This window comes from Bradyrhizobium sp. HKCCYLS1011, assembly GCF_051167795.1.
Taxonomy (GTDB): Bacteria; Pseudomonadota; Alphaproteobacteria; order Rhizobiales; family Xanthobacteraceae; genus Bradyrhizobium.
In genome coordinates, this window is record NZ_JBNPTT010000013.1 from 63303 (window position 1) to 87325 (window position 24023).

The following is a 24023-nucleotide window of genomic DNA, read 5'->3' on the forward strand; positions in this document are numbered from 1 at the left end:
ACATTCACGGGGAAAACGCCATGCCAACTTCATCGGCAACTTCATCGGCCGAGACGAGCAGGACGATCGGAGCCCGCGCCATCGCGGTCCTGATCATGCTGTTCCTGTTCCAGACGCTCAACTTCTTCGACAAGCTGGTGTTCGGCCTGTCGGCCGTGCCGATGATGAAGGAGCTGGCGCTCAGCCCGAAGGATTTCGGACTGATCGGCAGCAGCTTCTTCCTGTTGTTCTCGCTCTCCGGCATGGCGGTCGGCATGTTCGTGGTCGGCCGCTTTCCGGTGAAATGGCTGCTGCTCATCATGGCGGGCATCTGGTCGGCGACGCAGATCCCGATCTTCTTCTCCGGCTCGGTCGCGGTGCTCGTCGTCTGTCGCATCATCCTTGGCGCCGGCGAAGGACCCGGCCTGCCGACCGCGCTTCACGCCTGCTACAACTGGTTTCCGGCCGACAAGCGCAGCGTGCCGAGCGCAGTCGTGCTGCAGGGCATCAGTGTCGGACTTCTCGCCGGTGGCCCGATCCTGACTTACATCATCCTCAACCATGGCTGGCGCAGCGGCTTTCTGTTCTGCGGTCTGCTCGGCATCGCCTGGATGGTCGGCTGGTTCATGATCGGCGGCGAAGGCCCCTATTCCGCGGCGCATGCGCCGGACCGCGCGGCGGCGAAGGACAACACGCTGCCGGCGCGGGTGCTGTGGGGCGATCCCACCGTGATCGGCGTCATCATCATGTCGACCGCATCCTATTGGATCGTCGGCATGTCCGCGACCTGGCTGCCGCCCTATCTTCAGCTCGGGCTCGGCTACAAGCAGGTCGATGTCGGTTGGATCATCTCCGGCATCTACCTGTTCCAATCGCCGCTCCTGCTCGGCGGCTCCTGGCTGACGCAATTTCTGCAGCGCCGAGGTTTCAGCCTGCGCGCCTGCCTCGGCCACGCCTCGGGTCTTGCGCTGCTCGCCGCCGGCTGCGCGCTGCTGCTCAGCATCGTGACCTCGGGCCCGCTGCAGCTCGCCTGCGTTGCAATCGCCTTCGCGGCACCGAGCCTCACCACGATCTTCGGGCCTGTCGCGCTCGGAGCGGTCGCTCCAGCGGCCCAGCGCGGCCGTCTGATCGTCGTGATCTATTCCGGTAACGCGGCGTCCGCGCTGATCTCCAACGCTCTGACCGGTTGGATCGTCGGGGAAGCCGGCGCCAATGCCCCGCTGGGCTATGCCCACGCGATGACGTTTACGGCCAGCGTGCTGATCGCCGGCGCCGTCGCAGCCTTCGCCATGATCTTCCCGGAGCGCACCATCGCGCGCTTCGCGAAGTCCGCGCAAGAACCGGCCTCCGCCTCCGCGGTGCCGGCGATATCGACCTGACCAGCGCTTCCCGCTCGAGGATATCAGATGAAATTTGCAAGCTTCACGATCGACAACACCGCGTCCTGGGGACTGGTCGACGGCAACGATATCGCCGATCTCGGCGCCGTCCTGCGCGATCGCTTTCCCGACCTCAAATCGGCGATCGCGGCCGAGGCACTGACCGAGGCCGCCGCTGCCGCGTCCGGGGCGCCGCGGCATCCGCTTGCCAGGATCAGCTTTCTGCCCGTCATTCCCAATCCCGACAAGATCCTCTGCATCGGGCTCAACTACGAGACGCATCGCAAGGAGACCGGCCGCTCCGAGGTCGAGAACCCGACGGTGTTCGGGCGGTTTGCCAACAGCCAGACCGGGCACCTCACGAACATCATCCGTCCGCGGGTCTCGACCGACCTCGACTTCGAGGGTGAGCTCGCCGTCATCATCGGAAAGCCCGGCCGCTACATTCCGCGCAGCGAGGCCTGGCAGCACATCGCAGGCTATGCCTGTTACAATGAAGGCAGCGTGCGCGACTTCCAGCGCCATACCCATCAATTCACGCCGGGCAAGAATTTTCCAGCGACCGGAGCTTTCGGTCCGTGGCTCGTGACATCAGACGAAATCGATGATCTCGGCCCACTCAAGCTGCAGACGCGGCTCAACGGCGAGATCGTGCAGGAAGCGACGATCAGCCAGATGATCTTCGACATCCCGCGCCAGATCGAATACTGCTCGTCCTTCACACGGCTCGAGCCGGGCGACGTGATCGCGACCGGCACGCCGGGCGGCGTGGGTTCGCGCCGCACGCCTCCACTCTGGATGAAGCCCGGCGATGTCGTCGAGGTCGAGATCGACCGGATCGGACTGTTGTGCAACGGCATCGCGGACGAGCAGGTCTGACCGCTGCCTTCCGTGAGACCTCAGCGGCGCAGGCAACCGCTCGCGCCGCGTTAGGCCTGCCTCAATGCGCCATCGCCGGTCCGCCGCCGAGCTTGACCTTGCGCAACGCGAGCGCCAGCGGGATCGCGGCAAGCGAGATCAGCATCAGCGTCCAGTAGACGTCGATATAGGCGAGCAGCGAGGCCTGTGCCTGCACCGTCTGCCCGATCCAGGCGATCGCCTGCTGTTGCGCCTGCAACAGCGAGCTGCCATGGGCGCTGAAATAATTGGTCACCTGATGCAGCGTGTCCTGATAGGCGGGGTTCGAGGGAATGGCGGTCTCGACCAGCCGGCTCTGGTGAAACTGCTCGCGATGGGCGAGCACATTGGCGGCAAGCGAGACGCCGATCGAGCCGCCGGTGTTGCGGGCCGCGTTGATCAAGGCGGAGGCCTGGTCGGTCTTGTCGGGCGGAATGCCGTTGTAGGAGGCGGCGGTGATCGAGAGGAAGATCAGCGGCAGGCCGACGCCGAGCAGCATGCGTGACTCCGCGAAGAACCAGAAGCCGACATTGGCGTAGAGCCGCGTCAGATCGAACATCGCGAGCGCCACCACCGTTGCCCCCGCCATGATCATGTATTTCGGCTGCACGCGTCCAGAGAGCCGGCCGACCACAAACATCATCAGCATGGTGACGACGCCGCCGGGCGACAGCACGAGGCCAGCCCAGGTCGCGGTGTAGCCGAAATCCTGCTGCACCATCTGCGGCAGCATCTGCGTGGTTCCGAGCAGGATCGCGCCGGTCGCCAGCATCACCAGGAAGCTCGCACCGAACTGGCGCGTGCCCACCATCCGCACGTCGATCATCGGGTTCTTGCGGCTCATTTCCCATGGGATCATCAGCACGAAGGCTGCAGCGCAGATCGCGGCCGTGATCACGATGAAGCGGGAGTCGAACCAGTCGTCCTCCAGGCCGCGGTCGAGCATCAACTCGAGCGAGCCCAGGAACGTGGCCACCAGAATAAAGCCTATCAGGTCGAAGCGGTGTCCCTGCGCAAGCAGCTTCTGCCGCTCGACCACGGTGGAGGCCGGCTCGTGCAGGATCAGCCCGATCAAGAGCATCGCCATCAGGCCGACCGGACCATTGATCAGGAAGCACCAGTGCCAGGAGAAGTTGTCGGACAGATAGCCGCCCAGCGTCGGCCCGACCACCGGGGCGACCACGACGGCGACGCCGAACAGCGCAAAGGCCTGGCCGCGCTTGGCCGGCGGAAAGGAGTCCGCCAGGATCGATTGCGAGACCGGCACCATGCCGCCGCCGCCGAGCCCCTGCAGGATGCGGAAGAACAGCAGCGACTCCAGATTCCAGGCAAAGCCGCACAGCACCGAGCTCAAGGTGAACAGGCCGAGACACATCAGGAAGAAGGTCTTGCGGCCGAACCGCTTGGCCAGGAAGCTGGAGGCGGTGAGGATGATGGCGTTGGAGACCAGATAGGTCGTCACCACCCATGAGGATTCGTCCTGGCTCACGCCCATGCCGCCGGCGATATAGGGCAGCGCGACATTGGCGATGGTGGTGTCGAGCACTTCCATGAAGGTCGCAAGCGCGACCAGCACCGCAATCAGCCACGGATTGGTGGCTGGCCGCGGCGCGGCTGTGATAGCGGGTGCGTTGCTCATAGCGCAGCCCTCAGGCGCTCATAAACGGAAGAATTCGGATTGATCCGCACCGTCGGCACCACCGACATGCCCGGGCCCAGCGCGACATCCGCAGGCGGATCGTCCATCACGATCTTGACCGGCACGCGCTGCACGATCTTCACGTAGTTGCCGGTGGCATTCTGCGCCGGCAGTAGCGAGAAGGCGGTGCCCGAGCCGGGTTGGACGCTGGCGACATGGCCGCGGATCTCGCGCTCAGGATAGGCGTCGATCTGCAGGGTCACGGGCTGGCCGGGCCGCATGTGATCGAGCTGGGTTTCTTTGAAGTTCGCGGCGACCCAGACCTCGTCGGGGACGAACATGGTCAGCGCGGTGCCTTGGGCTGCGAACTGGCCCTCCGCTCCGCTCAGATTGACGATGCGGCCGGGCTGCGCCGCCGTCACCGTCGTGTACGACAGATTGAGCTTGGCCTGGTCGCGCTGCGCCTCGGCTTGCGCGAGATTGGCATCGGCGCTTTCGCGCTGGGCCTTGAGCGATTCGAGCTGGCGCTGCGCGACCTGGAGATTGGCCTGGGCGCTGGCCAGCGCCGCGCGCTGCTGGCGCAGCTGCGAATTATACTGCTGCTCACTCTGGACGGTGCCCGAGCCGGTGCGCGCCAGGTCCTGGTAGCGCTGCGCCTGCTGCTCGGCGAAGGTGAGCCCGGCCTGCGCCTGCTCGACCTGCGCCTGTCCGGCCGTGATCTGCGCCTGCTGCACGTCGATCTGGGCGTCGATGTTGCGGATCGCCGCCTGCCCTGCCTTCACCTGGGCCTCGGCCTGCGCCAGCGCGATTTTGTAGTCGCGATCATCGATCCGCGCGATCACGTCGCCAGCGTTGACATGCTGGTTGTCAGTGACGGGAACCGCGGTGATGTAGCCGGAGACTTTGGGCGCGATCGAGAATTGCCGGGCCGCAATGAAGGCATCGTCGGTGGTCTCGAAATGCCCCGCCGCGTCGTAATAGAGGTAGCCTGCCGTGCTGGCCGCCAGCAGCAGGACAAGGCCGAGCACGGAGCCGAGCGGATGCCGCCGGAACAGGCCGCGGCGCGGCTTCTCCGTCCCGACGTCCTGCTGATCGGCGGACGGAGCTTCGGGATCCGCGGGCTGCGGCGTCCGGGCCTGCTCGTCCCTTGCCTGCTCGGATACCCGATCGCCGCGCCACTGCTGCAGCGCCCGCTCCCGCGCCGGGACCGTCTGATCCGCCCCACCCCGAGCCGACGGGGCCTCGCCGTCCGACGCCTTTGTGGTCGTGGATGCTTGACTGGCCATGACCTTCGCCTCCAAATAGAACGAAACCGTTTCGTTCCAAACATAGGAAAGCGTCGTTTGCGACGCAATGGCATCTGCGAGAGGCAGGGCCTAAACTTTTTGTCATCGGGCGGTCGGCAATAGAGTCGGGCCGTGAGCAGGCGAATACGCGCCCAGCGGCGCGCCTCTCCACGGCGTCCGGGACCCAAAATGGTCAGTGGTTTACATTCAGGACCGGCTGCTTCCGTGCCTTCCTGACCAGGTCATCCAAGCGTTGCGGGCCAGCCGGCCTCGTGCCGGTTGGTTGCGATCCCTGCTGCGCGGAACGCGCCGCGTCAGAACATGCCGTTCTGATTGGCCGACTGCTCCGGAATCGGCTGCACCGAATCCCAGTGCTCTTCGATCTTACCGTCCTTCAAACGGAAGATGTCGACGATCGCATTGCCGCGGGTGCCGGGCTCGCGAATGGCGTGAACACGCAGGATGACAAAATCGCCGTCGACCAGCACTTTGGTGATCTCGCTGTGGGATTGCGGATACTTCGCCTTCAGGAACTCGATGAACTTGCGGAAGCCCTCCGGACCGTCCTCGGCGTTCGGATTATGCTGGATGTAGGTGCCGAGATATTTCGAGGCCGCGGCGAAATCCTTGCGGTTGAGGCCCTGCTCATAGAAGTCGAGCACAACAGCCTTGTTGCGCTCCTCCTCCGGAGCGTAAGCGCGCTGAGCCATTGCCGGTGTAGACAACGCCGCGACGATCGCGCCTGCCATCGAGATCAGGGAGCACCGCATCGTGTGATGTCTTTCTCTGCTGGAGGGAGATGGCCGGTCGGTCTGGGTGGGCGACATGCCATGGATCTGTCCGCCTGTCACGAGCGGGACATCAATAGAACCGATGGAAATGGTGCACCGGTCCGTGGCCGTGTCCGACGGTAAAGCGATCTGCAGCGGCGATCGCGGCGCTGATGAAGGTCTTCGCGTTGCGCACGGCCGTGAGGAGATCTTCGCCTTTCGCAAGCCCTGCTGCGATCGCCGAGGACAGCGAGCAGCCGGTGCCGTGCGTGTTCTTGGCCGGCAGGCGCGGCGCCGTCAGCGCCACGCTCCCTTGCGCCGTGACAAGATGATCGGTGCTCTCGGGCCCCTGCCCGTGGCCGCCCTTGATCAATACGGCCGGGCAGCCGAGCGCGAGCAGTCGCCGGCCCTGGGCCTCGATCGCCGCGTCATCGGCGGCGACAGCCTCGTTCAGCAGCGCGGCTGCTTCGGGCAGGTTCGGCGTGATCAACGTGGCCTGCGGGATCAAGAGCCCGCGCAGCGCGGCGATGGCATCCTCAGGGAGCAGCCGGTCGCCCGAGGTCGCAACCATGACCGGATCGAGCACGACATGGGCCGGCTGCCAGCGCGTGAGGCTGGCGGCGATGGCCTGGACGATGCCCGTCTGAGCCACCATCCCGATCTTAACCGCCTTGACGGCGAGGTCGTCAAACACGGCGTCGATCTGCGCCGTGACGAATTCCGGCGGCACCGGATGGACGCCGCTCACGCCGCGCGTGTTCTGGGCGGTCAGCGCCGTCAGCGCCGACGCGCCGTAGACGCCAAGCGCGGCAAAGGTCTTCAGGTCGGCCTGGATGCCGGCGCCGCCTGAGGAATCCGAGCCGGCGATGGTGAGCGCAACGGGGGTGGTCATGGCCCGTCCTAGCCGCGCCGCCAAGCCGCGGCAAGCACCGACATGGCAGGAAATGCGTCTCGACTCCCCCGGAAAAGACTATATTTAGGTCCGGAACGCCCCTCGGAGACAGCCCGCGATGGTTCCCTTCTTCGTCCAGATCAAGTGCAAGCTCGGCCAGTCCTACACGGTTGCCAACGCGCTGGCCGAAGCCGAGATCGCCTCCGAGATCTATTCGACCGCTGGCGACTACGACCTGCTGGTGAAGTTCTATGTCGATAAGGACACCGACATCGGCCACTTCATCAACGAGAAGGTTCAGGTGCTGCCGGGCATCCAGGACACCCACACCATCATCACCTTCAAGGCGTTCGGCGCCAGCTAGTGGCTGTGAACTTAAGGTCCCGATCAGTCTGTCCGCGCCCTATTTCATCGAATCCAGACGAAAGCGCCCGCCGTTTCCGGCGGGCGCGTCGTCATGAAAAGGCGTTGACTGGGACTTGGTGCTAAAAAAACCGAACCGACACTTCCTCGTGCCCTGGCCGGGTCGCTTCACGCTGAGCCTGACGGCCGCCGAAGCACCCGACCTTTTTCTCGGCAACTTGGTATGAGGGCCTTTAGGCGGCGATGAGCGTGGCAGCAAGCCGATTGCGCATGTCGGCACAGCCGATCAAGAGATTGAGACGAAAGCGCAAATGGGCTAGCGCTCCAAAGCCAGGACACGCATCCCATCTGGGGGAAAAGTTGTCAGTCGTTGGCAGGTCGTTGCTCGGTCTCTCGTGGGGTCTGGTCGGAAAATCCGCGCGATGGACTGGGCCTGTGAAACGGAAGCCGATGGCTGAACGAGTACAGTAGCGGGGCGTTGTGGAGACTGAGATCAAGCCGGTGTCGTCCCTGGTGCCGAGCTTCGGCTTTTCAGCCGACCGGATGCGACCGGACGAGAACATCGCGGCCTGGCGTGCAGCCATTTCGACCTTTTTCGATGTCGATGAACTGGCTGCAGGCGAGCCCGGCTCGTTTCAGGCCGAGGTCCGCTCCTATGCGATGGGCTCGGTTTTGTTCGGCCTGGCGCGGGCGAGCGGTCAGCATTTTCGTCGCGATACGCGCACCATCGCCCGCAGCGGCGTCGACCATGTCATTATCCAAAGCTACGTCAGCGGCGGTTATCATGGCACGGCCGGCGCCCGCCCGATCCGCGTCACAGCCGGCGACATCTGCGTGCTCGACCTGGCCCAGACGCTGGAGACGTGGGCGAGCCCGTTCGAAAACCTTACGCTGGTGGTGCCACGCCCGATGCTTGACGCGCGCCTGCTCCAGACCCAGCACCTCCACGGCCTCGTGCTGACCGGCGACAGCCCGCTGACGGCACTGCTCGCAAGACATCTCCATGCCCTGCTCGACTACGCGCCACGGATGAGCTTCGAGGAGTGTCAGGCCGTGGTCGAAGGCACCATTTCGCTGGTCTCGGCCTGTATCAGGGGCGAGATCGAGCGCCGGGATGCCGAGAGCATCACGCCTGCGGAATCGTCCTTGTTTCGCATCCGGCAGTATATCGAGGCACAGCTCTCGAGCGCCGATCTGAATGCTGACTCGGTCGCGACGCATTTTGGCCTGTCGCGCACGTCCCTCTATCGCCTGTTCGCGCCGCTCGGCGGCGTCGCCGACTACATCCGCAGCCGCCGCCTGCATCACGCCTTCTTCGATCTGGCCGGATCGCGCAACACCCGGATCAGCGAAGTGGCGCGGCGCTGGCAGCTTGGCACGGACGCGCATTTCGCCCGCTCGTTCAAAGCCGCTTATGGGATCTCGCCGCGCGTTGCGCGCGAGGCTGCAGGGCTCGGTTCACAACACCATGAATCCGACGCCGACACAGGGCTGTCGACCCTCACGCGCTGGATGCGCGGGATAGCACCGCCGCGCGCGGAATGAGCGTCACCACCGATCCGGCGCCGAACCCCTCGGCGGTCACGTCCGCATCCTGCTCCGGCTCTGGCTCAGCGGGCGAAAAATCGTCGGCCGACTGCACGAATTGCAGGTGATCCTCGAGCTGACTGATCGGCATCGGACGTCCGAGCAGATAGCCTTGCGCGAAATTGACGCCGAGCGAGCGCAGATGCGCGAGCTGCTCCTCGGTTTCCACGCCTTCGGCGGTGATCTGCATGCCGAGCCCGCGTGCCAGGGTCACGACCGAGGAGATCACGGCGACGCTTTCATCACGCTCGCTGAGCTTTGCGACGAAGGATTTGTCGATCTTGATCTTGTTGAACGGGAACGCCGTCAGAGAGCGCAGCGACGAATAGCCGGTTCCGAAATCGTCGAGCGCGAGCGAAATTCCGATACCCTTGAGCTTGTCGATGAAGCTCTCGTTCTCGGCCGCGCGCTCCAGCAGCACCGATTCGGTGATCTCGATCTCGAGCCGCCCGGGGGCGAGCCCGGTGCGCGACAGCGCCGACTGGATCACGTCGAACAGTTCGGCCTGCTTGAACTGCACTGGCGAAAGATTGACCGCGACCTTGACGTCGTCGGGCCACGACGTCGCATCGTCACAGGCGCGGCCGATGATCCACTCGCCGAGCGGCACGATCAATCCGGTCGCTTCCGCAAGCGGGATGAACTGGTCGGGCGGCACCAGCCCCTTGACCGGATGGCGCCAGCGAACCAGCGCCTCGACGCCGCATCGCTCGCGCGTCACGACATCGTAGAACGGCTGATAATGCACCTCGAACTGACACTGGGCGATGGCGTCGCGCAGGTCACCTTCGAGCGTGTTGCGCGCTTCGAGCTCGGCGGACATCGCATCGTCATAGACGGTGTAACAGCTGCGGCCGGCCGACTTCGAGCGATAGAGCGCAAGGTCGGCTTTCCTCAGCAGATCTTCCTGGTCGCTGCCGTGCTCGGGTGCGAGCGCGATGCCGATGCTGGTGCCGATCTCGACCCGCTGTCCGGCCAACTGGAACGGCTTCGCGATCAGCTTGGTGATGCGTTGCGCCAGGTCGGCAGCGGCCTCGCGCTGGTCGGGACAGCCGGCCTGGATCAGCGCGAATTCGTCGCCGCCAAGCCGCGCCAGCACGTCCTCCGCGCGCAATTGAGATTTCAGCCGCTTGGCTACTTGCACGAGCAGAGCATCTCCGGCGCCATGCCCGAGTGAATCGTTGACGTTCTTGAACCGATCAAGATCGCACAGGAACACCGTAAAGCGCCCCCCGCTCTCGTCATTGAAGCGCTCCACCTGCTCAAGGAAGAACGCGCGGTTGGCGAGGCCGGTCAGCGCATCCGTCTGCGCCAATTCCAGCACACGACGATTGGCAAGCGATAGCTGCAACGCATTGCGGCTGGAGAGCGCGAGATAGACCGCAAGAAAGATCGTGGTGGCGATGCCGGCGGCATAAAGCGCAAGTGCGCGGTTATGCGTCGCGATCAACCCGCCATTGCCCGCGGGTGCGGCCTGAAACACCCAATCGGAATCGCCGATGCGCAATGTGGTCGACCAGACATTGGTGTCATCCGGCCAGCGCAGCGGATCCGCGCCCGGCGTTTCCAGGCCCTTCTCGGGCGGAAGCAAGTTGATGGCCAGCGCCGGGCTGTTCGGATTGTTGGCACGGATCGATTGCAACAGGAGGGGCAGCTCGAACAGGCCGACAATGAAGCCGGTCAGATTGCGCCTGCGGTCGGCGACGGTCGTGCGTGAGGTGCCCTTGACGTAGATCGGAACGGCAACCATGACCGCGTTGGACCGGACGAGCTGCTGCTCCTCGAACAGGCGCGTGCGCAGCGCCATGATCATGTCGTAGTCGCGCGACTGCTCCAGCACGGCACGACGGTCGGGAAAGCTCCAATAATCGAGTCCATAGACGATCGACGTCTTCGGCTCGGTCGAAAAATACACCGGAAAGTATTCATCACTCTCCGGCGCAACCGTGCCGTCAGGATAGGACTTGATGCGATAGGCGGGAACGCCGTCGGTAATGGCGGCGGCCTCGTATTCACCACGCTCCTTGCGATTGATCCGAGGCAGCCAGGCGATCCGCGTGACGCCCGGATGGGCTTCGAACAGCCGGGCGCTGAAGGTCTGGTACTCGCTGCGGGTGATGTCGTCGTTTGCGGTCTCGAAGCGGGTGCGCAACGCCGTCAATCGGCTCACATATTCGTTGACGCCGTTTTGGATCAGGATCGCCTGCGCCTCTGCGACACCTTCGAACTCAGCACGCGCAAGCCGGTTTTCCCACCGGCCGACCGCGACGGTGCCCACCAGCGACAGCACTGTGCCGAGACAGGCGGCAATCAGGGCAGGACGATAGAGACGGTATTTAGATGAGGCGCGCAAGGGCTCACGCGCTCCGCCAGCACGCACATCGCCGGGCTCTTTCGGCGTCGCTCCGCTGCGCTCTTCCAACTGCAAATCCTGATCCCCGCCCACGCACCGCTGTTCCGGCTAACATGAGCCATGGGACACGCCACGAAGTTAAAGACGGTCAAAGAAAGTCCTCTAGTCCGCAGCGCAACAGAGGGCTTGGTTAACGAGCGACTTTCGGGCGCACAAAAAAACGTCCCCTTCCTGACCCTGCCGTCTTAGCGAGGTCTTCACTCCGCCGATCTATGGTCGATGAGGACCATGCTGCAACTGACAAGACGATCGCAATGAGGCTCTCGAGGGTGCGAACTTTTCTGCGTCTTGCTTTCCTCGCCTGCGGACTGCTCGCTGGCGCGGCGGAAGCGGACGAACTTGGCGTGACCAATGACACGATCCTGTTCGGCCAGGTCGCGGCCCTCGAAGGTCCGTCCGCCGCGATCGGACAGGCGGAGCGGCTGGGCCTGCGGGCAGCCTTCACCGAGATCAACTCCAAGGGCGGCGTGCACGGCCGCAAGCTGAGGCTGGTCAGCCGCAACGACGGCTACGATCCCGACCGCTCGGTGGTCGAAACCGTCAAGCTGATCTATGAGGACAAAGTGTTCGCATTGATCGGCGCCGTCGGCACGCCGACCGCGATCGCGACGGTGCCGATCGCTGCATCCAATGACGTGCCGTACATCGGTCCGGTGTCCGGCGCCGACTTTCTGCGCGACCCGCAGTTTCAGAACGTCGTCAACATCCGGCCGAGTCACGGCGCGGAGGCCGAAGTCTGGATCAAGCACCTGACCGAGGAGCTGCATCTGACACGGATCGGCATCTTCTACGAGGACGACAATTTCGGCCGCGATCTGCTGACCGGCGTCAAGGCGTCGCTGGACCGACGCGGGCTCGAGCTTGCCGCCGAAGGCACCTTCGAGCGCAACACCCGCGTCGTCAGCGCGGCATTCAAGGTCATCAGGCGCGCCGAACCGGAGGCGGTGATCCTGGTCGGCACCTACGGCCCATGCGCCGAGTTCATCAAGATGGCGCATCGCAGCGGGTTCACTCCGACCTTCGTTGCGGCGTCGTTCGCGGGTGCCAATGCACTTGCCAAAGAGCTCGGTCCCGAAGGCCGCGGCGTGATCGTATCCGACGTCGTGCCGTTCCCGTGGGACACGCAGCAGAAGCTGGTGGCGGATTATCAAACAGCCCAGAAGGCGCTCGATCCGGGGCAGGCCCCCGATTTCATCGCGCTCGAAGGCTACCTGACCGGCCGACTGGTCGCACAGGCGCTGGAAATGGCGGGCCCAAATCCGACCCGAGCAGACTTGCTGCGGGTGATCAACGAAGCCGGCCAGTTCGACATCGGCGGCACCACCGTCGCGTTCGGCACGGCGCTTCAGTCCAATCCGCCCCACGTCTCGCTCGCCGTGATTCAGAGTGACGGCAGCTTCAAGCCACTCGACGGATTCTGACATCGCCCTTTCTGGCATAGCCCTGGCGCTGGATGGTGCTCATCAACCAGCGCGGTTCGAAGGCGCTCAACCTGCCGGCTTCGGCGGCTTCGGTGGGCCCTCGACCGGAGCCAGTGATTTCAGATAGACCGCCACCGCCGTGCGATCGTCTGCGCTCAGCTGCGAGGTGTTGCGGATCACGCGCGTCATCGCACCCCCAACGCTGTCGCCGTCCGGCAGCTGACCGCTCTCGAGGAAATAGCCGAAATCGCTCTCGCTCCAATCAGCCAGACCCTTCTGGGTGATGTTCGGCACCCAGCCGTGTCCTTCGGGGTCCGGACCGCCGGCAAAACGCTGCGCCTTGATGATGCCGCCCAGCAGATTGCGCGGGCTATGACATTCGGCGCAATGGCCGAGCGAATTCACGAGGTAAGCACCGCGATTCCATTGCGCCGAGCGCTGTTGATCCGGCGTGAACGGCTTGTCGTCGAAGAACAGCAGCTTCCAGATGCCAAGCGTCCGGCGGATGTTGAACGGGAACGGAAGATCGTGATCGCGCGATGCCCCGGAGACCGCGGGTAACGTCTTCATGTAGGCGAAGAGATCGCGGATGTCCTCCAGCCTGGCATGCGCGTAGGACGTGTAGGGAAATGCCGGATAATAGTGACTGCCGCCTGGCGAGGTGCCTCTGAGCACAGCATTGACGAAATCGCTCTCGCTCCAGCGTCCGATTCCGTCAGTTGGATCCTGCGAGATGTTGGGCGCATAGAAGGTGCCAAACGGTGATGCGAGCGGCAGGCCACCGCCCAGCTTCAACCGGTCCGGCTGGTTCGGCACCGCATGGCACGACGTGCAGCCGCCGGCGTTGAACACCTCCTCACCATTGGCGAGATCGGGCGTACGTGCAGCCAAGGCCAGCGAAATGGTGGACGGCATCGTCAGCCACCAGAAGATGGCAAAGCCGGCCATGCCGATCACAATGAGAGCAATGAGAAGACGTCTGAGCATCGCTGGTCTGTTGTCACTTGGATCGGCAGCGTAGCCGCGAAATGATATCGGGGCGGCTCCATGCCGCCCCGATAAACATAGCTGACGGGCCAATGCAACGCGTTGGCCCGTCTTGGACGCTGTGGATCAGCTGTTCTTGACGCGGAAGGTCTCGTGGCAGCCGCCGCATTCCTTGCCGATCGCGGGCGCGACGACCTTCAGGCTGTCGAGATCCTTGATCTTGGCCTTGGCGTCGGCGACGATCTTGGCAAAGCTGTCGATCTTGGCCTTGAAGCCGGCCTTGTCTTCCCAGACCTTCGGCGATGGGCCATAGTCGCCCTCGAACTTCGCGCTCTTCAGGCTGTCCGGAAACATGGTCGGCAGCTTCTTGGCGGTGTCATCGAGTTGCGCAAGAGCGGCGTTGACCGCGGTCTGGTCATACGGCTTCTCGCCCTTGACCATCGCGATCATAACGCCACCCAGATTCTTCGCGTTGGCCTTCATGGTGTCCTGGTCCTGCTTGACCAGATCATGCTGCGCCATCACCGCGCCGACCCCGAGCAACAACGCCCCGACGGCCACGACACTCCGCTTCATCAATTCGCTCCATTCTTGTCGCATTCTCGCCCAGCCTACCTGAGCGAGACAATCTTTCGTCGAACCCCAGCGCCGGCGGCTTATTCCGGAATTGAGGCGGATGTCGGGGAAGCTCTAACTACAGACTGTGACGCCGGTGTTGCTCGCGAATGGCGATCCAGATCCGCTCGGGGGTGGCCGGCATGTCGACATGGTCGATCTTGTATTCGCGCCAGAGCGCATCGATGATCGCATTGACGACTGCCGGACATGAGCCGATCGCGCCGGCCTCGCCCGCGCCCTTGACCCCCATCGGGTTGGTCTTGCAGGGCACGTTGTGGGTCTCGAACACGAAGCGCGGCGCATCCGCTGCGCGCGGCAGCGCGTAGTCCATGTAGCTGCCGGTCACCAACTGCGCATCGGAGGCGCTGTAGACCACCTGCTCCATCAGCGCCTGCCCGATGCCCTGCACCGCGCCGCCATGCACCTGGCCGGCCAAGAGCAGCGGGTTGAGCGTGACGCCGAAATCGTCGACGATCACGTAGTTGATGACCTTGATGATCCCGGTCGCGGGATCGACCTCGACCTCCGCCACATGCGTGCCGTTCGGATAGGTGCCGTCGGCGCTCGCGAAGGTTGCGCTGCCGTTGAGCTTGGCCGGATCGACGCCGGGGCGCTTGGCGAGATCGGCGAAGCTGATGGCACGATCGGTGCCGGCGACGCGGATGCGCCCCTCTGAGATCTCGAGATCGCCGATGCCGGCCTCGAGCGCTTCGGCGGCAATCTGCTTCAGTTTGTCGCCAAGCTCATGGGTGGCGCGCTGCACGCTGACGCCACCTGAGGGGATCGATGCCGAGCCGCCGGTGCCGAGACCCGTCGCGATCTCATCGGTGTCGCCCTGATGGATGTGCACGCGCTCCGGCGACAGCCCGAACTGCTCGGCCACGATCTGCGCATAGGCGGTCTGATGGCCCTGCCCGCTCGACTGGGTGCCGATCAGGATGGTGACGTCGCCGGTGGGATCGAGCCGCACCTTGGCGGTCTCCTCGCCCATGGTGCCGCAGACCTCGACATAGCTCGCAAGCCCGATACCGCGGATCAGGCCGAGCTTCTTGGCGGCCTTGGCACGCTTCGGAAATTCCTTCCAGTCCGCGATCTCCATCGCGCGCTTCAGATGCGCGGCGAAGTCGCCGGAATCATAGACCTTGCCGGTCGCGGTCTTGTAGGGCAGCGCACGCGGCGGAATGAAGTTCTTCTTGCGGATCGCGTCCACGCTCATGTCGAGCTTGCGGGCACAGGCATCGACCAGGCGCTCGATGACATAGGCCGCCTCGGGGCGACCGGCACCGCGATAGGCATCGACCGGCACCGTGTGGGTGAAGACGGTGCGGACGCGGCAATGGAAGGCCTGGATGTCGTAAAGTCCGGGCAGCATGCCGGCGCCGCCATGCGGGATGTAGGGCGCAAAAGTCGAGAGATAGGCGCCCATGTCGCCCATCAGGTCGACATCAAGCGCGAGAAACTTGCCGTCTTCGGCAAGCGCCATCTTCGCGGTCGTGACGTTGTCGCGACCCTGCGCATCGCCCATGAAGTGCTCGGCGCGGTCGGCAGCCCAGCGCACCGACTTGCGCAACCTGCGCGCGGCGACCGCAAGCAGCGCATATTCGCGGTAGGGAAATAGCTTCGTGCCGAAGCCGCCGCCGACGTCGGGACAGACCACCCGCATCTTCTCGACCGGAATCTTCAACACGTTCTGGCAGAGGATGTCGCGCAGGCGATGGCTGCCCTGGCTGCCGGCGGTGAGCGTCAAATGATCGCGCCTGACGTCGTATTCGCAGACCGCCGCGCGGGTCTCCATGAAGCTCGCCACCACGCGCGGATTGACGATTTTGATCTCGGCGACCGCATGCGCCTTGGCGAATGCCTGATCGACGGCGGCCTTGTCGCCGATCGCGACATCGAACAGCACGTTGCCCTTGTGCTCCGCCCAGACCTGCGGCGCGCCCGGTTTCACTGCGTTGGCAACGCCGGTGACCGCCGGCAAGTTGGTCCAGATGACCTCGATCGCCTCCATTGCATCGCGGGCGTGATCGAGCGTATCGGCCACCACGAACGCCACGGCATCGCCGACGTGACGCACCTCGTCCTTGGCGAGGATCGGGTATGGCGGCGCGGTGAAGGGATCGGTCTCCAGATTGAACAGGCAGGGCAGCCCGCCGAGATCGGCGACATCCTCGGCCGTGAGAATCAGGGCCACGCCGGGCAACAGTCGCGCCTGGCCGACATTGATCGTGAAAGTTGCATGGGCATGCGGCGAGCGCAGCACCAACGCATGCAGGGCTGCCGATGGCGCGAGATCGTCGGTGTAGCGACCCTTGCCGCGGATGAGCGCATCATCCTCTTTCCGGAGAACGCTCTGCCCGACGCCGAATTTGATTGGAGCTGCCATCTTGTTTCACGTCCCGCTTCGCTGTCGCACCATTTTGACGGTATAATGCAGCGGAAAGCCGGAGCAGGCAAAGGATTTAGCGCCGCACCAGCCCCCTGAGCCAGCGCGGGCCGAACAGGCCGAGAACCGCCGCGGCATAGATCACACCGCCGACCACGATCAGCACGGCCAGTACGGCCTCGTCGCGGAAGCCGCCGAGGCCTGCGAACTGCGCAGCAGCCAAACGTGCGGTGAGCCACAAAGCGGCGGCCAGGACGCAGCCGGTGACGCCGAACTTGATCAGTGATCCGGTGAGACGGCGGTCGAGATCAAGATAGCCTTGGCGCACCGCGAAGCCGAGCACCAGGAGCAGATTGATCCAGGCGCCGACCGCAGTGGCCAGCGCCAGCCCGACCTGCGCCAGCGATCCCATCAGGAGCACTTTGAGCAGCATGTTGACGGCGAGACCGGTCAAGGATGCCTTGACCGGGGTTGCAGTGTCCTTGCGGGCGTAGAAGGTGGAAACGGCGCTGCGGATTAGCACGAAGGGAATGAGGCCGACCGCATAGGCTGCAAGCGTGGCGCCGGCCGCGGCAGCGTCGCCGCGGGTGAAGGCTCCCCGCGCGAACATCGCGCGGGTGATGACGTCGGGCACGGCGAGGAAGGCCGCGACGAACGGGACCGAGAACAGCAGCGTGAAGTCGAAGGCGCGGCGCTGGCTCTCCATGGCGCCCTGATGGTCGTTCGCGGTCAGCCGTCGCGACATCTCCGGCAACAGCACGGTGCCGATGGCAATGCCGATGACACCGATCGGCAGCTGGTTGAGCCGGTCGGCGTAATACAGCGCCGACAGCGCGCCGGCCGGCAGGAATGTCGCGATGATGGTGTCGGCGAACATCGCGACCTGCGTGCCCATCGAGCCCAAGGTCGCGGGTCCCAACGCGCGGAAGAAGGCGCGGATGTCCTCATCGAGCTTGAGCGCCGCAAAGCGCGGCAGGCCGCCATGCCGCGCCAGATCGCCGGCGAGCAGAAAATATTGCAGGAAGCCGGAGATCAGCACGCCCCACGCCGCGGCATGGCCGGCGGTCGGAAAAAACGCGACCAGCGCCAGGGTCGCCATCATCGCGAGATTGAGGAAGATGGAGGCCGCGGCCGCGCTGGCAAAGCGCTGCATCACGTTGAGCATGCCGCCATAGAGCGTCACCAGCGTGATCAGCAGCAGATATGGGAACGTGATGCGCGTCAGCTCGATGGCGAGTTCGCGCTGCGCCGGATCTTCGGTGAATCCGGGCGCCAGAATCGTCATGGCCTGCGGCATGAACAGCCAGGCAAGGATCAACAGCACGACCTGCGAGGCGAACAGGAGCGTGAAGATGCGATCCGCAAACAGGCTGGCGGAGGCCTCCCCCTTCTCACCATGCACATGGGCATAGGCCGGCACGAACGCCGCGTTGAAGGCGCCCTCGGCGAAGATCGCGCGAAAATGGTTCGGCAGGCGGAAGGCGACGAAAAACGCGTCGGCCACGGGGCCGGCACCGAGGATCGCCGCGAGCATGATGTCGCGGGCGAAGCCGGTGAGGCGCGAGAGCAGCGTATAGCCGCCGACGGTGAAGATGCGTCCGAGCATGGCTGCTTCTAGCGCATCCTTCCCGATGGCGTCAGCGCCCAATCTTCACGTTTTGGAACGCCGGCCGCTACGCCGCAACGGCGCCGCGCACGGCCTCGATGATCCGCGCCTGCGTGGCCTCGTCGAGATAGGCATGCATCGGCAGGCTGATCACGTTGCTCGAGAGCCGCTCGCTGACCGGCAGGCCGCCGTCGGCGACCGGGAACACCCGATAGGCGGTCTGCTGGTGCATCGACTTCGGATAATAGATCGCGGTCGGAATGCCCTGCGCCTTGAGTGCCGCGGCGAAGTCGTCGCGACCGATGCCCTGGGGCAGGCGGATGGTGTATTGCGCCCACACCGACGTACAGCCCTCGACCAGGCGAGGAACCTCCACGACATCGGCGAGCGCCTGGGTATAGCGTTCCGCCACCACGTTACGGGCGGCGACCTCATCCTCGAAGATCTTCAGTTTCTCGATCAGGACCGCGGCCTGGATCGTATCGAGCCGCGCGGTGAGGCCGAGGCGGACATTGTCGTATTTGTCGCTGCCGCCGCCATGGGCGCGCACACTGCGCAGGCGCTCCAGCAGGCCGGCGTCGTCGGTGAGGATGGCGCCGCCGTCGCCGAAGCAGCCGAGCGGCTTGGCCGGATAGAAGCTGGTCGCGGTCGCGAGACCGAACGTGCCGATGCGGCGGCCCTTGTAGCTCGCACCAAAGCCTTGGGCGGCGTCGTCGAGCACGAACAGGCCTTCGGCCTCGGCGCTCGCAGCCACCGCATCGTGGTCCGCGCTCTGTCCGAACAAATCGACAGGAATCACCGCCTTCGGCTTGAGACCCAACCGCCGCGCCGTGGCAATGCCGCGCTGGAGCGAGGCCGGATCGATATTGAAGGTCTCCTCCAGCACGTCGACGAACACCGGCGTGGCGCCGGTGAGCGCGACCGCTTCGCCGGTCGCACAGAACGTGAAGGACGGACACAGCACCGCATCACCCGGACCGATGCCCTGCGCCATCAGCACCATCAGCAGTGCATCGGTGCCGCTCGAGCAGCTCACCGCATATTTGGCGCCACAGAATGCCGCGAGTTGGGCTTCGAGCTGGGTGACCTCGGGGCCGCCCAGAAACTGGCAATGCGCCAGCACACGGGCGACGGCGTCATCGAGCGACTTGCCCAACCGCTGGCGCTGCGCGGCGGTGTCGATGAACGGAATGGGCTGATGACGCAGATGCTGATTCATGGCTGTCGCACTGGATTGAGAAACGGACATCGGAGGACTGCGGGGCCGGTCGGCTCAACCGGCGGCGCGCCGCTTGCGCGCAGTCGCCTCGGCCGGTCGATGGCTCGATCTTTCGAGGCATTGCGTCGCAATCTCGAGGCTCGCGACGCCTTCGTCGCCGGTGACGGCCGGCGCGGTGCCGGAACGAACAGCGTGCAGGAACGCGAGCAGCTCCGCACGCAGAGGCTCGTCATGACCGACCGGCAGGTGCCGCATCGAATAGCTGCCATCCGGCTTGAAGCCGAAGCATTCGGTGACCTGGCGGGTCAACAGGTCGCCCATAACGTATTTGCCGCGCGTCGCCACGGTGACGTTGCGCGCCTTGAACGGCGTCAGCCAGTTGGTGTTGATGTGGGCGAGCACGCCCGAAGCGGTGCGGAACTGAAGAAGCGCGATATCCTCGCGCTCGGCCACCGCGCTGGAGAGCTGCGGCTGGACCTCGATGATATCAGACTCGGTGAACCATCTGATGAGGTCGATGTCATGGACAGCAAGGTCGATGACGACACCGACATTCGACATCCGCGGCGGGAACGGGCCGACGCGGGTGATCGCGATCGACAGGATGTCCTCGCCGGCGATCGCCTTCTTGATCGCCGCGACCGCCGGGTTGAAGCGCTCGACATGGCCGATCATCAGGGTGACGCCGGCGCGATGCGCGGCGGCGACGATTTCGCGGCCCTCCTCCACGCTGGACGCGATCGGCTTCTCGACCAGCAGGTGGACCTTGTGCCCGATGCAGGCCAGCGCAAGCTCATGGTGCAGGTGGGTCGGGGCGGCGACCGTGACCGCATCGACCCCCTCCGAGACCAGCTCGTCCAGGGTTTCGAAAGTCGGGCAGTTCGCAAGCTCGGTGACGCGGGCGCGATGAGCGGGCAGAGGATCGACGACGCCGACCAGATGAACGTTCGGCAGACCAGCCAGGACGCGCGCGTGGTTGCTTCCCATGACGCCCGCCCCGATCACGCCGACGCGCAGCGCCTGTCTCGGTTCGGCCTTGTGGCCCGCCCCCTTCGAACTCATGTCACCACCCCAATCGATGTCCCGAATCAGCTGCCTGCAGTAAACGATGTGCAAATCAGCCTTGGGTTGGCTCTCTAGCACGCCATTTTGGACGAGGCGAACGCGGAACGCGTTTTCAGGACACGATTTGATTCAAACAGTTACATCCAGAGGCCAGAAAAAGCTCAGTAATATGAAGGGGCTACAACGGCGCCTTCGCGTCATGCGCGCAGAACCTCAGGTGCCGCCGTAGACGCAACCCGTAGTACCCCGCTCATGCCCCGGACCGCCTGCTCCATACACAGAGATGTTAGCGCCATCCAGTTGCAACGAAGGTGATGACAGGCCATCAAGCCGCGCAGCGTGCTGTAGTTCAAGATGAACTGCAGCTTGAGTGAATATTCGATGGCTTACAACGCGTTTGAGACCCAGCTCGGCGAACTGAATGAGCGGGGTCGATTCCGTCAATTGCGCGCCCGCGCCGGCATCGACTTTACATCGAACGATTATCTCGGCCTCGCCGAATCGGAGGAGCTGCGGCAGGCCGCGTCCGAGGCGATCGGGCGCGGCGTGCCGGTCGGCGCCGGCGGCTCGCGGCTGCTGCGCGGCAATCATCCCGAGCACGAGGCGCTCGAGGCGGAAGCCGCACGTCATTTCGGCGCAGAGACCGCGCTCTATTTCGGCGCCGGTTACACCGCCAATCATGCGATCTTTTCGACGCTGCCCCAGCGCGGCGACATCGTGCTCTATGACGCGCTGGTGCATGCCAGCGTACATGAAGGCCTCCGCCACTGCCGCGCAGCGCATGAGAGTGTCCCGCATAACGATGCAGATGCCTTCGACTCGAAGCTGACGCAATGGCGCAAGGCGGGCGGCCGGGGGCGGCCGTGGATCGCGGTCGAAAGCGTCTACAGCATGGATGGCAACAGTCCCGATTTCGCTGACCTCGTTGCTGTCGCCGACCGTCACGACGCCACCTTGGTGATCGACGAGGCGCATGCAACCGGCGTGCTCGGTCCGGACGGACGTGGCCTCGCAGCGGCGTTCGAGGGCCGCGACAACATCATCACGCTCCATACCTGCGGCAAGGCGCTCGGCACCTCCGGCGGCTTCGTGCTCGCCCCCGGGATCGTGCGCGATTTCCTGGTGAACCGCGCGCGGCCCTTCATCTTCGCCACCGCCCCTTCGCCGCTGATCGCGGCGGTCACCCGGGTCGCGCTGTCGATTGCGCGCGCCCAGGCGGAACGCCGCGAACGACTGGCGCAGCTGGTCACCCACGCCGCGCGCGAGCTGAAGCTGCGATGTGGTCTTGAGGCGCTGCCGTCTCACATCCTGCCGATCATCATAGGCCGCGATGACAGGGCCGTCGCGCTGGCCACCGCCCTGCAGGCACAAGGGTTCGACATCCGCGCGATCCGGCCGCCGACGGTGCCCGAAGGCACCGCAAGGCTGCGGGTCGCGCTCACCGCCAAGCTGAACGAACAGGTGATCTCCGAGCTGTTCGACGCGACGGCCGAAGCATTGGGGCGCCTGTCTTGACGCAGCGCTTCGTGGTCACCGGCACCGATACCGGCATCGGCAAGACCGTGTTCTCGGCCGGTCTCGCCGGCGCGCTCGATGGCTATTACTGGAAGCCGGTGCAATCCGGCCTCGATGGCGAGACCGATTCCGATACCGTCCGCCGCCTGTCCGGGCTGGCAACGGAACGGATACTTCCCGAGCACTACCGTCTGGTCACGCCAGCGTCGCCGCATCTCGCGGCCGAAATCGACGGCGTCACCCTTGATCCCAACCGCATGCAGCCACCGGTGGTGTCGGGCCCCCTCGTCATCGAAGGCGCGGGCGGCCTCATGGTGCCGCTGACGCGCGAGGTGACCTATCTCAGTATATTTGCCCGCTGGAGCGCGCCGCTGGTGCTGTGCGCGCGCACCACGCTCGGCACCATCAATCATACGCTGCTCTCGATCGAGGCGATCCGCGCTCGCCACATCAGGCTGGTCGGCGTCGCCTTCATCGGCGACGAGAACAGGGATTCCGAACAGACGATCGTGGCGATGGGGCGGACGCGGCATCTCGGCCGCCTGCCGCATCTGCCGGATCTCACCGCCAACACGTTGCGGGCCGCGTTCGCCGCTCACATCGATGTCGGCTGCTTCCGGGAGCATCTCGCATGAGATCCGCCTCGCCGGTCTGGCATCCCTTCACCCAGCACGCGCTGCACGACGGGATTCCGACCATCGTCCGCACCGAGGGCGCGTGGTTGGAGTCCGCGGACGGACGCCGCATCTTCGATGCGATCTCGTCCTGGTGGGTGGTGACGCATGGCCATCGCCATCCGCCGATCATGGTGGCGATCAGGGCCGAGACCGAGCGGCTCGACCAGGTGATCTTCGCCGGCTTCACCCACCCGCCGGCGGAAGCGCTGGCCCGCGAGCTCGTGGCGATCACGCCGCCCGAGCTGACCCACGTGTTCTTCTCCGACAGCGGATCGACCTCGGTCGAGGTCGCGCTGAAAATGGCGCTCGGCTTCTGGCTGCATTCGGGCGAGGATCGCCGCCGCATCCTGGCGCTCGAAGGCGCCTATCACGGCGACACCATCGGTGGCATGTCGGTCGGCGAACGCGGCGTCTTCAACGCGCCTTACGAGCCGCTGCTGTTCGATGTCGGCCGCCTGCCCTTTCCGCATCCGGGACGCGAGCAGGCGACGCTGGACGCGCTCGAGGCCGCCTGCCGCGCGTACCCGGTCGCCGCACTGATTGTCGAGCCCTTGATCCTCGGCGCCGGCGGCATGCTGATCTATCAGCCTGCCGTGCTCGCCGAGATGGCGCGCATCGGCCGGCATCATGGTGTGCTGCTGATCGCCGACGAGGTGATGACCGGCTGGGGACGGACCGGAACGCTGTTTGCCTGCGAACAGGCCGGAATCGCGCCCGACATCGCCTGCTATTCCAAGGGACTGACCGGCGGCGTGATGCCGCTGGCGGTCACGCTGTGCGGCGACGCGATCTTCGACGCGCATTATGCGCACGACCGGCGCAAGACGTTCTTCCACTCCTCGTCCTACACCGCTAACCCGATCGCCTGCGCCGCCGCGCTGGCCAACGTGAAGGTCTGGCAGAGCGAGCCGGTAATGCAGCGGATCGCAGCGCTCGCCGCTGTGCATGCCAAGGCGCTCGACCGCTTCCGCGGCGACAAGCGTTTTTCCAACATCCGCCAGCTCGGCACCATCGCCGCGCTCGACCTGGTCGTGCCTGATGCCGGCTATCTCGCCGACATCGGCCCCCGCCTCTACCGCCATTTCCTCGCGCGCGACCTGCTGGTCCGCCCGCTCGGCAGCACGATCTATTTGATGCCCCCCTACTGCAGCACCGAGGCCGAGATCGGGCGCGTCTACGACGCGATCGCCGCGATCGATCTCTGACCACGAGCGAATATGAGCGCCTCTGGGCGCGTCCTGCTCACGAAACCGTGTCAACGCGGCGACGTAACGCGCGTCGGCCGGTCCGCGAAACTGGAAGCACACCCCGTGCCCAAGGAGCA

At 65.0% G+C, this 24023-nt stretch carries 19 protein-coding genes; 8 read left to right on the forward strand and 11 right to left on the reverse strand.

Features of this window, described 5'->3' with window-relative positions; all coding sequences use genetic code 11:
• Positions 1-20: 20 nt before the first annotated feature.
• Together ACQR1W_RS34370 and ACQR1W_RS34375 are read left to right on the forward strand one after the other, a co-directional pair.
• Positions 21-1358: an MFS transporter gene (locus ACQR1W_RS34370; protein ID WP_434854920.1), complete on the forward strand. Its 1338-nt coding sequence runs from the start codon at positions 21-23 to the stop codon at positions 1356-1358.
• 27 nt (positions 1359-1385) lie between these two features.
• On the forward strand, positions 1386-2237 hold the full coding sequence (locus ACQR1W_RS34375; protein WP_434854921.1) for a fumarylacetoacetate hydrolase family protein: 852 nt from the start codon (positions 1386-1388) through the stop codon (positions 2235-2237).
• 61 nt (positions 2238-2298) lie between these two features.
• Here ACQR1W_RS34375 and ACQR1W_RS34380 read toward each other — a convergent pair whose 3' ends face one another.
• The 4 genes from ACQR1W_RS34380 to thiD all read right to left on the reverse strand — a co-directional run bounded on the left by ACQR1W_RS34380 (position 2299) and on the right by thiD (position 6842).
• Entirely contained in the window at positions 2299-3894 is a 1596-nt protein-coding gene (locus ACQR1W_RS34380) for a DHA2 family efflux MFS transporter permease subunit (RefSeq protein ID WP_434854922.1), read from the reverse strand.
• Entirely contained in the window at positions 3891-5180 is a 1290-nt protein-coding gene (locus ACQR1W_RS34385) for an HlyD family secretion protein (protein ID WP_434854923.1), read from the reverse strand. Before ACQR1W_RS34385 ends, ACQR1W_RS34380 begins: the two co-directional genes overlap by 4 nt.
• A 314-nt stretch (positions 5181-5494) precedes the next feature.
• Positions 5495-5950, reverse strand: a complete 456-nt coding sequence (locus ACQR1W_RS34390; protein WP_434854924.1) for a nuclear transport factor 2 family protein — start codon at positions 5948-5950, stop codon at positions 5495-5497.
• A 91-nt stretch (positions 5951-6041) separates the two neighbouring features.
• A complete protein-coding gene (gene thiD / locus ACQR1W_RS34395; protein ID WP_434854925.1) occupies positions 6042-6842 on the reverse strand; it encodes a bifunctional hydroxymethylpyrimidine kinase/phosphomethylpyrimidine kinase in 801 nt (266 codons plus the stop codon).
• Between the two features lie 118 nt (positions 6843-6960).
• On the opposite strand from thiD, the gene ACQR1W_RS34400 reads away from it, so the two are divergent.
• Together ACQR1W_RS34400 and ACQR1W_RS34405 are read left to right on the forward strand one after the other, a co-directional pair.
• Entirely contained in the window at positions 6961-7206 is a 246-nt protein-coding gene (locus tag ACQR1W_RS34400; protein WP_008968091.1) for an Lrp/AsnC ligand binding domain-containing protein, read from the forward strand.
• A 491-nt stretch (positions 7207-7697) separates the two neighbouring features.
• The gene (locus ACQR1W_RS34405) at positions 7698-8750 is read left to right on the forward strand and encodes a helix-turn-helix domain-containing protein (RefSeq protein ID WP_434855104.1); all 1053 of its coding nucleotides are present in this window, start codon (positions 7698-7700) and stop codon (positions 8748-8750) included.
• On the opposite strand, the gene ACQR1W_RS34410 is transcribed toward ACQR1W_RS34405, so the two are convergent.
• On the reverse strand, positions 8707-11220 hold the full coding sequence (locus ACQR1W_RS34410; protein WP_434854926.1) for a putative bifunctional diguanylate cyclase/phosphodiesterase: 2514 nt from the start codon (positions 11218-11220) through the stop codon (positions 8707-8709). The genes ACQR1W_RS34405 and ACQR1W_RS34410 overlap by 44 nt on opposite strands.
• A 239-nt stretch (positions 11221-11459) precedes the next feature.
• On the opposite strand from ACQR1W_RS34410, the gene ACQR1W_RS34415 reads away from it, so the two are divergent.
• Positions 11460-12626 (forward strand): ABC transporter substrate-binding protein, encoded by a 1167-nt coding sequence (locus tag ACQR1W_RS34415; RefSeq protein WP_434854927.1) that lies wholly within the window; start codon positions 11460-11462, stop codon positions 12624-12626.
• A gap of 66 nt (positions 12627-12692) precedes the next feature.
• On the opposite strand, the gene ACQR1W_RS34420 is transcribed toward ACQR1W_RS34415, so the two are convergent.
• The 6 genes from ACQR1W_RS34420 to ACQR1W_RS34445 form a co-directional block, all read right to left on the reverse strand.
• Positions 12693-13613: a c-type cytochrome gene (locus ACQR1W_RS34420; protein WP_434854928.1), complete on the reverse strand. Its 921-nt coding sequence runs from the start codon at positions 13611-13613 to the stop codon at positions 12693-12695.
• A 126-nt stretch (positions 13614-13739) separates the two neighbouring features.
• Positions 13740-14189, reverse strand: a complete 450-nt coding sequence (locus ACQR1W_RS34425) for a c-type cytochrome (protein WP_434854929.1) — start codon at positions 14187-14189, stop codon at positions 13740-13742.
• A 118-nt stretch (positions 14190-14307) separates the two neighbouring features.
• Positions 14308-16617 (reverse strand): xanthine dehydrogenase family protein molybdopterin-binding subunit, encoded by a 2310-nt coding sequence (locus ACQR1W_RS34430; protein ID WP_434854930.1) that lies wholly within the window; start codon positions 16615-16617, stop codon positions 14308-14310.
• Positions 16618-16693: 76 nt separating this feature from the next.
• A complete protein-coding gene (murJ, locus tag ACQR1W_RS34435) occupies positions 16694-18223 on the reverse strand; it encodes a murein biosynthesis integral membrane protein MurJ (protein WP_434854931.1) in 1530 nt (509 codons plus the stop codon).
• A gap of 67 nt (positions 18224-18290) precedes the next feature.
• Entirely contained in the window at positions 18291-19442 is a 1152-nt protein-coding gene (locus ACQR1W_RS34440) for a DegT/DnrJ/EryC1/StrS family aminotransferase (RefSeq protein WP_434854932.1), read from the reverse strand.
• A 54-nt stretch (positions 19443-19496) separates the two neighbouring features.
• Positions 19497-20504 carry a Gfo/Idh/MocA family protein gene (locus tag ACQR1W_RS34445; RefSeq protein WP_434854933.1) on the reverse strand — a complete coding sequence of 336 codons (1008 nt, stop codon included), beginning with the start codon at positions 20502-20504 and terminating at the stop codon, positions 19497-19499.
• 384 nt (positions 20505-20888) lie between these two features.
• On the opposite strand from ACQR1W_RS34445, the gene ACQR1W_RS34450 reads away from it, so the two are divergent.
• Genes ACQR1W_RS34450 through ACQR1W_RS34460 form a run of 3 tightly spaced genes read left to right on the forward strand, consistent with a single transcriptional unit; the run spans position 20889 to position 23904 of the window.
• Complete coding sequence (locus ACQR1W_RS34450) at positions 20889-22022, forward strand: 8-amino-7-oxononanoate synthase (RefSeq protein ID WP_434854934.1); 1134 nt, start codon at positions 20889-20891, stop codon at positions 22020-22022.
• Positions 22019-22657 carry a dethiobiotin synthase gene (gene bioD, locus ACQR1W_RS34455; RefSeq protein WP_434854935.1) on the forward strand — a complete coding sequence of 213 codons (639 nt, stop codon included), beginning with the start codon at positions 22019-22021 and terminating at the stop codon, positions 22655-22657. The genes ACQR1W_RS34450 and bioD overlap by 4 nt, the downstream gene beginning before the upstream one ends.
• Entirely contained in the window at positions 22654-23904 is a 1251-nt protein-coding gene (locus tag ACQR1W_RS34460) for an adenosylmethionine--8-amino-7-oxononanoate transaminase (protein ID WP_434854936.1), read from the forward strand. Before bioD ends, ACQR1W_RS34460 begins: the two co-directional genes overlap by 4 nt.
• Positions 23905-24023: the final 119 nt, after the last annotated feature.

Excerpts from the sequence above, each read along its gene's own strand:
- thiD (WP_434854925.1), bottom strand. The coding sequence starts at position 6,842 with ATGACCACCCCCGTTGCGCTCACCATCGCCGGCTCGGATTCCTCAGGC.
- ACQR1W_RS34415 (WP_434854927.1), top strand. The coding sequence starts at position 11,460 with ATGAGGCTCTCGAGGGTGCGAACTTTTCTGCGTCTTGCTTTCCTCGCC.
- ACQR1W_RS34390 (WP_434854924.1), bottom strand. The coding sequence starts at position 5,950 with ATGCGGTGCTCCCTGATCTCGATGGCAGGCGCGATCGTCGCGGCGTTG.
- ACQR1W_RS34400 (WP_008968091.1), top strand. The coding sequence starts at position 6,961 with ATGGTTCCCTTCTTCGTCCAGATCAAGTGCAAGCTCGGCCAGTCCTAC.
- ACQR1W_RS34430 (WP_434854930.1), bottom strand. The coding sequence starts at position 16,617 with ATGGCAGCTCCAATCAAATTCGGCGTCGGGCAGAGCGTTCTCCGGAAA.
- ACQR1W_RS34425 (WP_434854929.1), bottom strand. The coding sequence starts at position 14,189 with ATGAAGCGGAGTGTCGTGGCCGTCGGGGCGTTGTTGCTCGGGGTCGGC.
- murJ (WP_434854931.1), bottom strand. The coding sequence starts at position 18,223 with ATGCTCGGACGCATCTTCACCGTCGGCGGCTATACGCTGCTCTCGCGC.
- ACQR1W_RS34420 (WP_434854928.1), bottom strand. The coding sequence starts at position 13,613 with ATGCTCAGACGTCTTCTCATTGCTCTCATTGTGATCGGCATGGCCGGC.
- ACQR1W_RS34440 (WP_434854932.1), bottom strand. The coding sequence starts at position 19,442 with ATGAATCAGCATCTGCGTCATCAGCCCATTCCGTTCATCGACACCGCC.
- ACQR1W_RS34380 (WP_434854922.1), bottom strand. The coding sequence starts at position 3,894 with ATGAGCAACGCACCCGCTATCACAGCCGCGCCGCGGCCAGCCACCAAT.
- ACQR1W_RS34375 (WP_434854921.1), top strand. The coding sequence starts at position 1,386 with ATGAAATTTGCAAGCTTCACGATCGACAACACCGCGTCCTGGGGACTG.
- ACQR1W_RS34445 (WP_434854933.1), bottom strand. The coding sequence starts at position 20,504 with ATGAGTTCGAAGGGGGCGGGCCACAAGGCCGAACCGAGACAGGCGCTG.
- ACQR1W_RS34370 (WP_434854920.1), top strand. The coding sequence starts at position 21 with ATGCCAACTTCATCGGCAACTTCATCGGCCGAGACGAGCAGGACGATC.
- ACQR1W_RS34450 (WP_434854934.1), top strand. The coding sequence starts at position 20,889 with ATGGCTTACAACGCGTTTGAGACCCAGCTCGGCGAACTGAATGAGCGG.
- ACQR1W_RS34385 (WP_434854923.1), bottom strand. The coding sequence starts at position 5,180 with ATGGCCAGTCAAGCATCCACGACCACAAAGGCGTCGGACGGCGAGGCC.
- ACQR1W_RS34460 (WP_434854936.1), top strand. The coding sequence starts at position 22,654 with ATGAGATCCGCCTCGCCGGTCTGGCATCCCTTCACCCAGCACGCGCTG.